Annotated in this window: 13 protein-coding genes; 12 read left to right on the top strand and 1 reads right to left on the bottom strand. The window is 71.2% G+C overall.

From position 1 onward, the window contains the following. Positions 1-158: 158 nt before the first annotated feature. From DK427_RS24735 to DK427_RS24690, 10 genes are all read left to right on the top strand, one after another. Entirely contained in the window at positions 159-1,946 is a 1,788-nt protein-coding gene (locus DK427_RS24735) for an ATP-binding protein (RefSeq protein ID WP_109954374.1), read from the top strand. Beyond that, on the top strand, positions 1,943-3,316 hold the full coding sequence (locus DK427_RS24730) for a sigma-54-dependent transcriptional regulator (protein ID WP_109953701.1): 1,374 nt from the start codon (positions 1,943-1,945) through the stop codon (positions 3,314-3,316). The genes DK427_RS24735 and DK427_RS24730 overlap by 4 nt, the downstream gene beginning before the upstream one ends. Before the next feature lie 107 nt (positions 3,317-3,423). Then, positions 3,424-4,455 (top strand): aldo/keto reductase, encoded by a 1,032-nt coding sequence (locus DK427_RS24725; protein ID WP_109953700.1) that lies wholly within the window; start codon positions 3,424-3,426, stop codon positions 4,453-4,455. Positions 4,456-4,543: 88 nt separating this feature from the next. Continuing rightward, positions 4,544-5,227, top strand: coding sequence for a metallophosphoesterase family protein (locus DK427_RS24720; protein WP_109953699.1), 684 nt, complete (start codon positions 4,544-4,546; stop codon positions 5,225-5,227). Positions 5,228-5,289: 62 nt separating this feature from the next. Then, entirely contained in the window at positions 5,290-6,726 is a 1,437-nt protein-coding gene (locus tag DK427_RS24715) for a short-chain fatty acid transporter (RefSeq protein WP_109953698.1), read from the top strand. A 75-nt stretch (positions 6,727-6,801) separates the two neighbouring features. Continuing rightward, positions 6,802-7,692, top strand: a complete 891-nt coding sequence (locus tag DK427_RS24710; protein ID WP_109953697.1) for a dienelactone hydrolase family protein — start codon at positions 6,802-6,804, stop codon at positions 7,690-7,692. Between the two features lie 234 nt (positions 7,693-7,926). After that, positions 7,927-8,385 (top strand): response regulator, encoded by a 459-nt coding sequence (locus tag DK427_RS24705; RefSeq protein WP_109953696.1) that lies wholly within the window; start codon positions 7,927-7,929, stop codon positions 8,383-8,385. 74 nt (positions 8,386-8,459) lie between these two features. Further along, a complete protein-coding gene (locus DK427_RS24700) occupies positions 8,460-8,657 on the top strand; it encodes a hypothetical protein (protein WP_109953695.1) in 198 nt (65 codons plus the stop codon). 147 nt (positions 8,658-8,804) lie between these two features. Then, complete coding sequence (locus DK427_RS24695) at positions 8,805-9,944, top strand: alpha/beta hydrolase (RefSeq protein ID WP_109953694.1); 1,140 nt, start codon at positions 8,805-8,807, stop codon at positions 9,942-9,944. 79 nt (positions 9,945-10,023) lie between these two features. Continuing rightward, positions 10,024-10,227: a hypothetical protein gene (locus DK427_RS24690; protein WP_109953693.1), complete on the top strand. Its 204-nt coding sequence runs from the start codon at positions 10,024-10,026 to the stop codon at positions 10,225-10,227. A 72-nt stretch (positions 10,228-10,299) separates the two neighbouring features. Here the strand turns inward: DK427_RS24690 and DK427_RS24685 are convergent, their stop codons facing one another. Beyond that, complete coding sequence (locus DK427_RS24685) at positions 10,300-11,475, bottom strand: amidinotransferase (RefSeq protein WP_109953692.1); 1,176 nt, start codon at positions 11,473-11,475, stop codon at positions 10,300-10,302. Positions 11,476-11,682: 207 nt separating this feature from the next. Between DK427_RS24685 and DK427_RS24680 the strand changes: the two genes are divergently transcribed. Both DK427_RS24680 and DK427_RS24675 read left to right on the top strand, forming a co-directional pair. After that, the gene (locus DK427_RS24680) at positions 11,683-12,798 is read left to right on the top strand and encodes a flippase-like domain-containing protein (RefSeq protein ID WP_109953691.1); all 1,116 of its coding nucleotides are present in this window, start codon (positions 11,683-11,685) and stop codon (positions 12,796-12,798) included. Then, positions 12,789-13,388, top strand: a complete 600-nt coding sequence (locus DK427_RS24675) for an MlaC/ttg2D family ABC transporter substrate-binding protein (protein ID WP_109953690.1) — start codon at positions 12,789-12,791, stop codon at positions 13,386-13,388. Before DK427_RS24680 ends, DK427_RS24675 begins: the two co-directional genes overlap by 10 nt. Positions 13,389-13,412: the final 24 nt, after the last annotated feature.

Raw genomic sequence — 13,412 nt, 5'->3', positions numbered from 1 at the left:
GCCGTTCCGATCTCCCGCAATCGCACGCCCGCCGCGTTCCGGTTTTTCGCAACGGTCGGTGACGCGTGAGCACCGAGCCGGCCGCGCCGCCTCGAGCGTCCGATCCCGGGCGGCGCGGATCGCTCCGTCTGGGCCTCCTCGGCCTCTGCGTGCTGGCAATGGTTGCCGCCGCCTGGGCCGGAGGGCGCGTGGCCCAGCGCTGGGCCCTGGCCGACCTGCGCCGGACCGCGCGCACGACGCTGACGCTCCAGGCAGGCGCCCTGCACACCGAGATGCAGCGGCAGAGCGCGCTGCCGCTGGCGCTCGCGGCCGACCCCGAGATCGGTGCGGTCCTGCGCGCGGAAGGGTCGGGGGGCGGGGCGGCCGGCGGTCACCTCGCCGAGCGCCTGAGTGCCCGGCTCGCCGAGGTCGCCGCAGCGACGGGCGCGGCGGTCATCTACGTGATCCGGCCGGACGGGCTGACGGTCGCGGCGAGCAACGCCGCCAGCGGCCGCAGCTTCGTGGGCAACAACTACGCCTTCCGGCCCTATTTCCGCGGGGCGATGGCGGAAGAGTCCGGCTCGCAATTCGCGCTCGGCACGGTGAGCGGGCGCCCCGGCCTCTATCTCGCCCGGCGCGTCGGGGACGGTCTCGGCGTCGTTGTGGTGAAGGTGGAGTTCGAAGCCGCCGAGACGGCGTGGCGCGAGGTGCGCGAGCGCGTGTTCGTGACCGATGCCCGCGGCATCGTGCTGGTGGCCAGCGAGCCGGCTTGGCGCTTCCGCACGCTCGCGCCGCTCGATGCCGAGGCGCGCGACCGCAGCCGCGAGTCCCTGGAATTCGGCGACGCGCCGCTGGAACCGCTGCCTCTCCATCCGGCCGGGGAGGATCTGGTCCGCCTCGGTCGCGGCGCGGCCCCGGCCCAGCTCATGCTGATGCTCGACGCGCCCGTGCGCGACACCGACTGGCGCATCCACACCCTGACGCCGGTCGGCGCCGCGGTCGAGCGCGAGCGGACGCAGGGGCAGGTGATCGCGCTGCTTGCCACCGGCCTGTTCTGCCTCGGCCTCGGCACCCTGCTCGGCCGGCGGGCGCGTACGCAGGCCCGGCTGGCGGAGGCGGGTGCGCGCCGGGCCGAGCTCGAGGCGCGGGTCAGCGAGCGCACCGCCGAACTCAGCGCCGCCAACGATCGCCTGCGCGACGAGATCGCGGAGCGCGCCCGCTCCGAAGCCGAGCGCGAGCGCCTCGGCCGGGAACTCGCCCAGGCCGGGCGGCTGGCGGCGCTTGGCCAGTTCGCCGCCAGCATGGCGCACGAGATCAACCAGCCGCTCGCAGCGATCCGCTCCTACGCCGACAACACGGGCATCCTGGTCCGGCGCGGGCGCGTGGACGACGCGGCCGAGAACGTCGCGGCGATCGGCCGTCTCGTCGACCGGATCGGCGGACTGACGCGCCAGCTCAAGGGCTTCGCGCGCCGCGCCTCCGGTCGCCGCGAGCCGGTAGCGGTGGACGAGATCCTGCGCGGGAGCCTGGAGGTCGTGGCGCACCGCGCCGGCGCCGAGGGCACCGACCTCGTGATCCGGGCCGAGCCGGGCCTCGCGGTGATCGGGGAGGGGGCGCGGCTGGAGCAGGTCCTGGTCAACCTCCTGCAGAACGCCCTCGACGCGGTGGCCGGCCGGCCCAGCCGCCGGGTCGAGCTGCGGGTGACGGAGGCCGGCGAGCAGGTCTGCCTCGTGGTGCAGGATAACGGGCCCGGCATCTCCGAATCCGCGCGCGCCAAGATCTTCGACGCGTTCTTCACCACGAAGCCCGACGGCCTCGGCCTCGGGCTCGCCATCGCGCGCGGGATCGTGGAGGAGTGCGGCGGGACGCTCGGCGTGGAGGAGGCGGAGGGCGGCGGCACCGTGTTCCGCATCGCGCTGGTCCGGGCCGGGGCGCCGGCGCGGGAGCTTCAGGAGGAAACGCCGTGAGCGGGACGGAGCGGGAGGTCGAGACGGAAGCCGGCCGGTCCGAGCGGATCGTCTTCATCGACGACGAGGAGGACGTGCGCCGCGCCAACCGCCAGAGCCTGGAGCTCGACGGGTTCGCGGTCGAGGCCTTCGGGGCGGCCGAGCCGGCGCTGGCCTCGATCCTCGCCGAGCCGCCGGGCGTCGTCGTCACGGACGTGCGCCTGCCCGGAATCGACGGGCGCGCCCTGTTCGAGCGCCTGCATGCCGCCGACCCGGACCTGCCGGTGATCCTGATCACGGGGCACGGCGACATCTCGATGGCGGTGCGGGCCTTGCGCTCGGGGGCCTACGACTTCCTGGCCAAGCCCTATCCGGCCGAGGTGCTGATCGGCTCCGTCCGGCGCGCCCTGGAGCGGCGGCGCCTCGTCCTGGAGAACCGGCGCCTGCGCGCGCGCCTGGAGGCGGCGGTCGACGAGGATCCGGCCTTTCTTGGTGTCTCGCCCGCGATGGTGCGCCTGCGCCGCCTCGTGCGCGACGTGGCGCAGGCGGATGTCGGTGTGCTGGTCCTGGGCGAGACGGGCTCCGGCAAGGAGGTGGTGGCGAGCGCGCTGCACCGCTGGAGCCGGCGCGCGCCCAAGAACTTCGTGGCGATGAATTGCGGCGCGCTGCCCGAGACCGTGGTGGAGAGCGAGCTGTTCGGCCACGAGGCCGGCGCCTTCACGGGTGCGCTCAAGCGCCGCGTCGGGCGGATCGAGCACGCGCAGGGCGGCACGCTCTTCCTCGACGAGATCGAGAGCATGCCGATGGGGTTGCAGGTGAAGCTCCTGCGGGTTCTCCAGGAGCGCACGGTCGAGCCGCTCGGCACCAACGAGATCCGCCCGGTCGACATGCGGGTGGTGGCGGCCACCAAGGTCGATCTGGGCCAAGCCGCCGCCCAGGGCACGTTCCGCGACGACCTCTATCACCGGCTCAACGTCATCTCGGTGGCGATCCCACCCCTGCGCGAGCGGCGCGAGGACGTGGCGCTGCTGTTCCAGCACTTCCTGGGCCGGGCCGCCGAACGCTTCGGCAGGCCCGCGCCCCCGCTGACGAGCGCGATCCGCGACCATCTCCAGCGCCACGACTGGCCCGGCAACGTGCGCGAACTCGGCCATTTCGCCGAGCGCTGCGCCCTGGGCTTCGGCCCCGAGGCGGGGCAGGCCGAGACCGCTCCCGCGCCGGCCCTCACTCTCGCCGAGCAGGTCGATCGCTTCGAGCGCGGCGTGATCCGCGACGAGCTGATCGCGGCGGGCGGCGACGTGAAGCTGGCGGCCGAGTCGCTGGGGACGCCGCGCAAGACGCTCTACGACAAGATCGCCCGGCACGGGCTCAACGCGACGGATTATCGATAGCGCCGATGCGCGGCAGCCCTGTCGCGCTCGGGGGAAGCCGAACCGCCCTGTCGCGTTAGATCGGCAGGCGCGCCGCAGGGCGCGCTCCGATCGTATGCGAGGACCCGATGGAATACAGGCAGCTCGGCCGCTCCGGCCTCACCGTCCCGGTGCTCAGCTTCGGCACAGCCACCTTCGGCGGCACCAACGAATTCTTCCAGCGCTGGGGACAGACCGACGTTGCGGAGGCGACCCGGATGGTCGATCTCTGCCTGGATTCCGGCGTCAACTTCTTCGACACCGCCGACATCTACTCGCAGGGCGCCTCCGAGGAGGTGCTGGGGCAGGCCCTCAAGGGCAAGCGCGATCGGGTCCTGATCTCCACCAAGACCACCTTCCGCTTCAACGACGATCTCAACCAGGTCGGCTCCTCGCGCCACCACATCGTGCGCGCCTGCGAGGCGAGCCTGAGGCGGCTCGGCACCGACCACATCGACGTCTACTTCATGCACGGCTTCGACGCGCTCACTCCCGTCGAGGAGACCCTGCGGGCGCTGGACGATCTTACCCGGTCGGGCAAGATCGGCTATATCGGCGCCTCGAATTTCTCGGGCTGGCAGCTCATGAAGGCGCTCGCCACGTCCGAGCGCTACGGGCTCAACCGCTACGTCGCCTATCAGGGCTACTACTCGCTGATCGGCCGCCACTACGAGTGGGAGCTGATGCCGCTCGGGATCGACCAGGGCGTCGGGCTGATGGTGTGGAGCCCGCTCGGCTGGGGGCGCCTCACCGGCAAGATCCGGCGCGGCCAGGAGAACCGGAGCGGGCGCATCGCCGCGGGCGGGGCCGAGGGCGGGCCGCCGGTCTCGGACGACTACCTGTTCGGCGTGGTCGATGCCCTCGACGCGGTCGCCGAGGAGACGGGAAAAACCGTCCCGCAGGTAGCGCTCAACTGGCTGCTCACCCGGCCGACCGTGTGCAACATCGTCGTCGGCGCCCGCACAGAGGACCAGCTGAAGCAGAATCTCGGGGCGATCGGCTGGTCGCTGACACCGGAGCAGGTCGCCCGGCTCGACGCCGCGAGCCAGGAGACGCCCATCTACCCCTACTGGCACCAGAAGGGCTTCGACGAGCGCAACCCGAAGCCGACGACTTGGTGAGACCGCGCATCCGGGGGCGGCGCGCCGCCCCCGGACCCTTTGCTTCTGGACCCTTGCGCGGCGCAAACATTCCCACGACAACGGGTCCATGACCGCCGAGCCGCTCACCTACGCCGTCGGCGACATCCACGGCTGTGCCGACCTTCTCGACGCCCTGCTGGAGCGCATCGAGGCGCACGCCGCGGGCCGCCCGCGCAAGCTCGTCTTTCTCGGCGACTACATCGACCGTGGGCCCGACAGCGCCCGGGTCATCGAGATCCTGCGCCGGCTCCAGTGGCGGGAGCCCGAAGCGACCCTCTGCCTGATGGGCAACCACGAGGCGATGCTGCTGAAATGTCTGCGCGAGCCCGGCGCCGAGGATCACTGGTTGATGAACGGTGGCCTCGCCACCCTGCAATCCTTCGGCGTCGAGGAGGCGGCCGCCCTGCCGCAGGACGTGCTCGACTGGATCGAGGCGCTGCCGACCGTGCACGGGGATGCGGCGCGCTGGTACGTGCATGCGGGCTTCCATCCCTCCGCCCCGGCACCCGACCCGGAGGAGCACAACCGGCTCTGGATCCGCGAGCCCTTCCTCGGGGAGGACCACGATTTCGGCCGCCACGTCGTGCACGGCCACACGCCCCGCCAGGACGGCCGCCCCGAGACGCGCGCCAACCGCACCAACCTCGACACCGGCGCGGTCTACGGGGCCGCGCTCACCGCGGGCGTGTTCGACGCGGTCCAGGGGCCGGCACTGACATTCCTTCAGGTCCGGCCCGGCGGCGAGGCTTGAAGCGCGGCCGTCCTCCGACAGTTTAATCCTTGCCGCGGCGGGACGCCGCGGGGAGGATGTTCATGGACGCGCCCGCCAAGCCGCAGACCCGCACCGAGGAGGCGGCGCTAGCCCGCCTCGCGCTCAGCTTCACCGATTGGGCGGTGAAGTGGTTCCCCGACGCCTTCGTGTTCGTGGCGATCGCCGTGGTGATCGTGGCGGGCGCCGCGCTCGCGAACGGGGCGCCGGTTCAGGCGGTGACGAAGAGCTTCGGCGACGGCTTCTGGAGCCTCATCCCCTTCACGATGCAGATGGTCTTCGTGACCATCGGCGGCTACGTGGTCGCCACCTCCGCCCCGGTCCAGGCGCTGATCGACCGGATGGCCCTGGTGCCCAAGACCGGCCGCGGCGCCATCGGCTACGTGGCCTTGGCCACCATGCTCTCCTCCTTTCTGAGCTGGGGCCTCAGCCTGATCTTCGGCGGCCTGCTCGCCCGCGCCCTCGCACGCCGGACGGAGCTGCGCATGGATTACCGGGCGGCGGGGGCTGCCGCCTATCTCGGCCTCGGCGCCACCTGGGCGATGGGGCTCTCCTCCTCGGCCGCCCAGTTGCAGGCGAATCCGAAGAGCCTGCCGCCGGGCCTGCTCGCGATCACCGGCGTGATCCCCTTCACCGAGACCATCTTCCTCTGGCAGTCGCTGCTCATCGCGGCGGTGCTGGTGGTGGTCTCGGCGGTGATCGCGCTGCTGTCGGCGCCCGGCCCCGATACCGCGGTCACCGCCCAGGATCTCGGCGTCGACGTCGCGAAGGAGGAGGCCCGCACGCCCCCGCCGAGCCAGCCCGGCGAGTGGCTGGAGCACGCGCCCGTGCTGACGGTGCTGATCGGCCTGCTCGCACTCGGCTGGCTGATTCAGGAGTTTGCCCGCCAGGACTGGAAGATCGCGATCTCCAACCTCAACACCTACAACTTCCTGTTCCTGATGCTCGGCTTCGTCCTGCACTGGCGCCCGCGCAGCTTCCTAAACGCGCTCGCCAAGTCCGTGCCCGCGACCGCCGGCATCCTGATCCAGTTTCCGTTCTACGCCGCGATCGCCGCGATCCTCACGGGCGCGAAGAACGGCGCCGGCCTCAGCCTCTCGGACGTCATCTCCCACGCTTTCGTCGCGCTCAACACGCAGGGGAGCTTCCCGCTCGCGATGGGCGTCTACTCGGCGATTCTCGGCTTCTTCATCCCCTCGGGCGGCGGCAAGTGGCTTCTCGAGGCGCCCTACGTGATGCAGGCCGCCAACGAGCTGAAGGTGCATCTCGGCTGGGCCGTGCAGGTCTACAACGCGGCCGAGGCCCTGCCGAACCTGATCAATCCGTTCTTCATGCTGCCCCTGCTCGGCATCCTCGGCATCAAGGCGCGGGACATCGTCGGCTTCAGCTTCCTCCAGCTGATCGTACATCTGCCCGTCGTGCTGTTCCTGCTCTGGGCGCTCGCCTTCACGCTGGAATACCATCCGCCCGTGATGCCCTGATGCGGGGCAGGGCGCCGCGTTGACCCAGGTTTCGGCCCGTGCTGCCCTCCGGCCGAGGAAACGACCGGAGGAACCATGCGGGACGAACATTCGGACAAGGCGGCGCGGGCGGCGGGACTCTCCGGGCTGGTGACGGAGCCGTTCTCGCGGCGCGGCTTCGTGATGACCGGGCTGATGAGCGGGCTCACCCTCGCCACGACCCGGGTCGAGGCGCAGGTGATCCACACCGACAGCGCGGGAATCCAGGCCGGCGAGGTGCAGATTCCCGCGGCCGACGGGCCGATGCCGGGCTACCGCGCCGTCCCTGGGGGGCCAGGGCCCTTCCCCGTGGTGCTGGTGATCGAGGAGATCTTCGGCGTCCACGACTACATCAAGGATGTCTGCCGGCGCCTCGCCAAGGCCGGGTACTGCGCGGTGGCGCCCGAACTCTACGCCCGGCAGGGTGACCTCTCGACCATGACGGACGCCAAACAGATCGTGCGCGACGTCATATCCAAGACCCCCGACGCGCAGTGGATCGCCGACCTCGACGCGGCCGCCTCCTACGCGGGCTCGGCCGCCAAGGGCGATCTGGGTCGGCTCGGCGTGATGGGGTGGTGCCGGGGCGGGCGCGGCGCCTGGCTCTACGCGGCACACCGGCGCGACCTGAAGGCAGCGGTGGCGTGGTACGGACCGCTTCAGAGCGAGCGCACGGAGATCCAACCGCGGACGGCCGGCGACGTCGCCGCCGAGATCCACGCGCCTCTGCTCGCCCTCTACGGCGGGGCCGATACGGGCATCCCGGTGGCCACCGTCGAGGAAGCCCGCGATCGGGCGAAGGCCGCCGGCAAGTCCGTCGAGCTCGTGGTCTACCCGGACGCGCCCCACGGCTTCCACGCCGATTACCGCCCGAGCTACCGGAAGGAGCCGGCGGAGGATGGCTGGAAGCGCGCGCTCGCCTTCCTGAAGGCCAACGGCGTGGGGTGAAGATGAACGGGGCTGTGCCCTGGAGGACACGGCCCCCGACTTCGCTTTGTGCCAGGGTGTCGGCCGGCGGATCCGTGCCTGTTTGGGCGCGCGCCGTGCATGGGGCTCACCCGGCGCGGGTCGCGCGACCAGGTTGGAGGCCGGTCCGATGCGGATGCCGGCCCCGACGGCGACGACGATGCGTTGAACGAATGGACGGACGCACCGTTCAGCCCCTGTAGAGTGTCCCGGCCCATGAGCGACCCGACCACGCCAGGACAGAAGCCCGTGATCCTCGTCGTCGAGGACCAGCCCGACGAGCGCTTCCTCGCGGCCACTCTCCTGGAGGATACCGGCTTCAGCGTGATCGAGGCCGAGACGGCGGAGCGGGCGCTCGCCATCCTCAACGATCGGGCCGAGGATGTCAGCGTGGTCTTCTCCGACGTGCGCACGCCGGGTCCCATCGGCGGGTTCGAGCTCGCCCGCATCATCGGCGTGACCTGGCCGCGCGTCCGCGTGCTCCTCACCTCGGGCGATGCCGGTGACCAGCCGAGCGATCTGCGCGTCTCCGCGACCTTCATCCCGAAGCCCTGGCGGGCCGAGGACATCCTGGCCTGGGTCGAGCAGGCGGCGGGGCTGCCGCCGGGCGCCGGGTCCGGCCCCGGGGTGATCGGTCCGGGCGGCACAATTATCTCGGGACCGCGGGAAACCTGAGCGCGGTTCCTCGTTGAAAGGGTCCGACCGTGCCCTGGGCGCACGTTTTCTAGCGCCCGCACGGGGAGCCCGCCATGAAGCTCGTCAGCCAGAACCACGCCGCTCAGCTCACGCGCTTCGACGAGCTCGACTCCTCCGATCGCCTGATGCTCGACGCTATCGCGTGCGACCTGCGCAGCCTCTACGGCGAGACCGTCGCGGACCTGCCGGAGGATCTTCTCGCCCTGGCGGCGCGCCTGGAAGCACCGCGGACCGACGCGCGCGCGGCCTGAGGGGCGATCGGCGGATTCAGAGCCAACCTACGGGCGAAACGCTGCAATCTGGGTGGGATCGGGAGCACCGCACAGTCGCCAGTCGCCTCGAATCTGCTATGTAGCCGCCTCCGGCCCTGCCGGCTCATCTGCCTGATCGAGCCCTCCATGCGTCTGACAGCCCGCCGCGTTCTCCTTGCCGGCCTGCTCGCCTTCTCGGCCGGGCTTGCGTCCGCGCAGGCCGCCACGCCCCCGGGACAGCCCAAGGACGGCCCCGGCGGGGTGGGTGATACGCAGACCGGCATCGCCAAGCGCGCGCTCGGCCGCGGCACGAACGTCACCTTCGCCTTCCACGCCGCCGACGCCGCGCCGGCGCAGGGACGGCCGGTCGCCGTGTTCCTGCACGGCTGGGGCGCCGTGAACCCGCAGAGCTACGGCGCTTGGATCGACCATCTCGCCCGCAACGGCTGGCTCGTGTTGTTCCCCCGTTTCCAGGAGGTGAACCGCACACGCCCCGCCGACGCGACGGCCAATGCTGGGCGCCTGGTCAAGGCGGCGCTCGATGAGATCGCCGCCGATCCGCAGGCCAAGCCCGACCGCGCCCGCGTCGCGCTGATCGGGCATCTCGCCGGCGTGCCGATCGCCCTGAACCTCGCGGCCGAAGCCGCCACGCTCGGCCTGCCGGCGCCCAAGCTCGTCTTCGGCACGATGCCCGGCGGTATCGCCAGCGGCCCGAAGGCCCGGGGCATCGCGCTCGCAGACCTCTCGGCTGTTCCCGCCGAGACCCTGATCCTCACGGTGATCGGCGACCGCGACGCGCGGGCGGCCGACATCGCGGCCCGCCGCCTGCTGCGCGAAGCGGACGCAGTGCCGGTCGAGCGCAAGCTGTTCCTGCGCGCGCTCTCGGACGACCACGGTTTCCCGGCGCTCACCGCGACGCTCGCCGCTCCGGCCGCGGTCGATTCCGCCTACGACGCGGGCGCGATCAAGGTGCAGCCCGAAGCGAAGGATGTGAAGCCGCCGCCGTTCAAGTGGTCCCCCGACATGGCGCTGACCGGCGAGCAGCAGACCCTGGTGGCCCAGATCAACAATGCGCGGGCCGACACGCTCGACTATCTCGCCTTCTGGAAGACCTTCGATCTCGCGGCGGCGGCGGCCTTCTCGAACGGCAGCGCGGCGGCCCTGAAGCTGAACCCGCGCTTCGCCGACATGGAGCGCTGGAGCGACGGCTGGCCGGTGAAGCGCCTCGCGGTGGAGACGCCCAAGGCCGCGCCTGCCGCCCAGAACGCGCCCGCGGCCAGGCGCTGAGCGACATTTCCGCTCAAGCTGGGCTTTTCAGCGGCCCAGGGTTTGCTACGCTCCACTCCCGACAACGAGGGTGGATGCCATGCCGGATTTCGTCGCGACGCTCCTCTCCGCCGCCGCGTTCTGCCTCGCGCTCGTGGCGCTGAACGCGCTCACGCGACTGCTCGTGCAGTGGCAGCTCGCGCCCCACGAGATGGCACCGAACGGTTTCCTGCAGTTCGGCGGGGCCCTCGCGGTGGCCCGCGTCGCCTATCGCCGTACCCCGGTCCGCCGCCTGCCGCACTGAGGCACGGCATTCGGGAACGACGAAGGGGCGCGCCCGGCAGGCGCGCCCCTTCGCGAGTAGAGCTCTTGCGTCCTAGAAGTACGACTTCAGCGTGCCGCGGCGGCGCACGTCGAGCGTGGCGCAGTGGAACGAGCCGCCGAAGGGGCCGTAGGACAGGAACGGCGCCGGGATCGGGTCGAAGCCCCAGTCCTTCAGAGCCTTGATCAGGGTCGGCTGGCTCTGGTCGACGACGATCTTCTTCTCGTCGATGGCGAGCACGTTGATCGAGGTCCAGGGCGAGCACATCGAGATCTTGCTCATGAAGCCCTCGACGGGGTCGGGGCGCGGCGCGATCAGCACGTCCCACTTCTTGAGCACGGCCGGCAGCTTCTCGACGTCGATATAGTCCGGGTTCACCAGCACCTTGCCGGGCGCGAGCGGCATGAACGACGAGTCAATGTGCATCGGCTGCGGGCAGCGGCTCTCGATCTCGTGGATGCGGAAGCCGGGGCCGAGGTGGCGGCGCAGCCACTCGATGCCCATCAGGTTCGTCACGTTCGAGCGAGTCACGAACAGGTCGCGGCCGCAGCGCACGAAGTCGGCCGCGTCGAAGACCGGCTCGAACTCGTTGACGGTGAACTGCATGGGCTCGCCGGCCTTCAGGTTCGGTACCCGGTAATCGTAGTTGTAGAGGTCGTCCGTCAGCTGCGGGCGCGGGGCCGAGGTCCAGCGCGCGCCGGCGCGGAAGTATTCCTTGAACAGCGAGCGGTAGGCATCGCCCTCGAAGTAGCGCGAGCGCCAGCACATCGGGCTCTCGATGATCTCGTCGCCGATCACGAGGTACGGGTCGCGCGGGCAGGCGACGCAGAAGCCGCGCGACGACCAGCGCGGCGCCTTGAACTTCTTCGAGAAGTCGACCGAATCCGGACGGCGGACCTTCACGCCCTCGCCGGCGAGGATCGAGATGAAGTTGTCGAGCTCGGCTTGGGCGAGCTTCTTCATGAACTTCGGGTACTTCCAGCCGCTGGCGAAGCGGTAGAAGGGCTGCGCGGCGCGCGGCAGGTTGAAGATCACGGTGAGGTGGTGGGTCGGGATGGTCGCGCCGTCGAGCGAGCCGACGATGACCTCCTCCAGCGGGTCCCACTCGTTCCACGCCATCACAGGCGATTGCGGGGCGGGTGCGCCGGGGCCCTGACCGGCGCCGTACCCGGCGGCGTGGGCGTCGTCGAGCACGGCTTCCCCAGCCGTGATGGGTGATTCGCGGTCCATCATCTTCCCCTTGAGGCGGTCTTGCAGCGGTCGTTCTGCCGAGGGCGTGAGCGCCCGTGCCGCTTTGGTCCGCACTGTGTCAATCGGGTGATAGACATTGCCGACCGTTGCTGCAACTTGGGCTCACTCCCTTACCGCGGCGGTCTTTTTCGGTCGGAAACGCGGCGAGATTCCAGCATCAAGCCACCCCGAGCTTGAAAGTAGACCATGAAGCGTCTGACGACCCTCGCCCTGATCGTCGGTCTGTGCACGGTCGTCGGTCTGCTCTGGTCCTACGGGCCGGAGGACGTGGCCGCCGCCGTGGTCGCGGCCGGCTGGGGCGCGGCGCTCGTCGTGCTCGCGCGCGTCGTCGCGGTCGCCTGGGCCGGGCTCGGCTGGTACGCCGTGTTCCCGCGCGAGGGCCGTCCCGCCCTCCTCGCCTGCATCGACATCCGCTTCATCCGCGAGGGCATCAACACGCTGCTGCCGGTCGCGACCGTGGGCGGCGACTTCGTGGGCGCGCGCCTGCTGACCCGGCGCGGCGTCACGGGGGGCTTGGCCGGCGCCAGCATGTTCGTGGACCTGATGACCCAGGCCGCGACACAGTTCCTGTTCACCGTGATGGGGCTCGGCCTGCTGGTCTGGCTCGTCGGCGACGGGCCGGTCGCGCGCACCGTGGCGGGCGGCCTCGCGCTGGCCGCACCCGCGCTCGCCGCCTTCTACCTGATCCAGCGCCGGGCCGGGCACCGGGTCGTGCAGGGCCTGCTCACCCGCTTCGCCTCCGGCCGCGAGTGGCGGGCGCTCGGCGCCGTGGACGTGCTCTACGACAACCTGCGCCGACTCTACGCCGCCCCGCGCCGGGTCGGCGCCGGCCTCGCGGTGCACTTCGCCGGCTGGATCATCGGCTCGTTCGAGGTCTGGGTCTGCCTGCACTTCATGGGCTATCCGGTCAGCGTCGCCGAGGCGATCGTGATCGAGAGCCTCGCCCAGGCCGTGCGCGGCGCCGCCTTCGCGGTGCCCGGGGCGCTCGGCGCGCAGGAGGGCGGCCTGATCGCGCTCTGCGCCCTGTTCGGCATCCCGGCCGAGGCGGCGCTGGCGCTCTCGCTGATCAAGCGCGTCGCCGACCTGCTCTGCGGCGTGCCGGGCCTCGTCCAGTGGCACCGGGAGGAGCGCCGGTTCAACGCCGAGCCCACGGCCGAGGAGCGGCGCGGGCGCGAGCTCGGGCGCCGGCTCGGCCCCGTGCTGCAGCCGGCAACGCTCGGTCCCTTCTACAGCTACGCTCCGCCGCGCATGTCCTCCGCCCGGCTCTCCGAGACCGAGGGAGACCTGAAGCAGTGCGCCTGATCCGCTCCGCCCTGATCGCCCTTCTCATGGTGGCCGCGCCCGTCGCGCGGGCCGCGGACGATCCCGGCGTGGCGACCGTGAAGGCGCTCTACGAGAGCTTCGCCGCGGCGGTGAAGGATGGCGGCGGCACGCTGCAGCAGCGCGTCGAGGCTGTCGGCCCGACGATCGAGCGCAGCTTTGACTTCCCGCACATGCTTCGGCTCGCGGTGGGCCAGTCCTGGTCGGGCTTCACGCCCGAGCAGCAGGGCGCGCTCACCGAGGCTTTCCGGCGCAACTTCGTGACGACCTACGCGAACCGCCTGAAGCAGGCGGCCGGCGGCCGGTTCGAGGTGCTGGGCAGCGAGCGGCGCGAGTCGGGCAGCATCGTCCAGACCAAGGTCACTACCCCCGACAACGACGAGTCGCAGATCGACTTCGTCGCCAATTCCGAGGGCCGGGTGACCGACGTGTTGCTCAACGGCAACGTGAGCGAGGTCGCGACGCAGCGGACGGTCTTCAATCAGCCTCTGAAGGCTGGCGGCGCGGACGGTTTGCTGAAATTCCTGCGCCAGCGCACCGAAACCATGCTCTCGGCCAAACCGGCGCCTTGAACGGCGCGCACCGTCCAATCCCGC

This window comes from Methylobacterium radiodurans (assembly GCF_003173735.1).
Classification (GTDB): Bacteria; Pseudomonadota; Alphaproteobacteria; order Rhizobiales; family Beijerinckiaceae; genus Methylobacterium; species Methylobacterium radiodurans.
The sequence above is the reverse complement of the archived record's forward strand: the minus strand, read 5'-3'. Positions and strand labels throughout refer to the sequence as shown.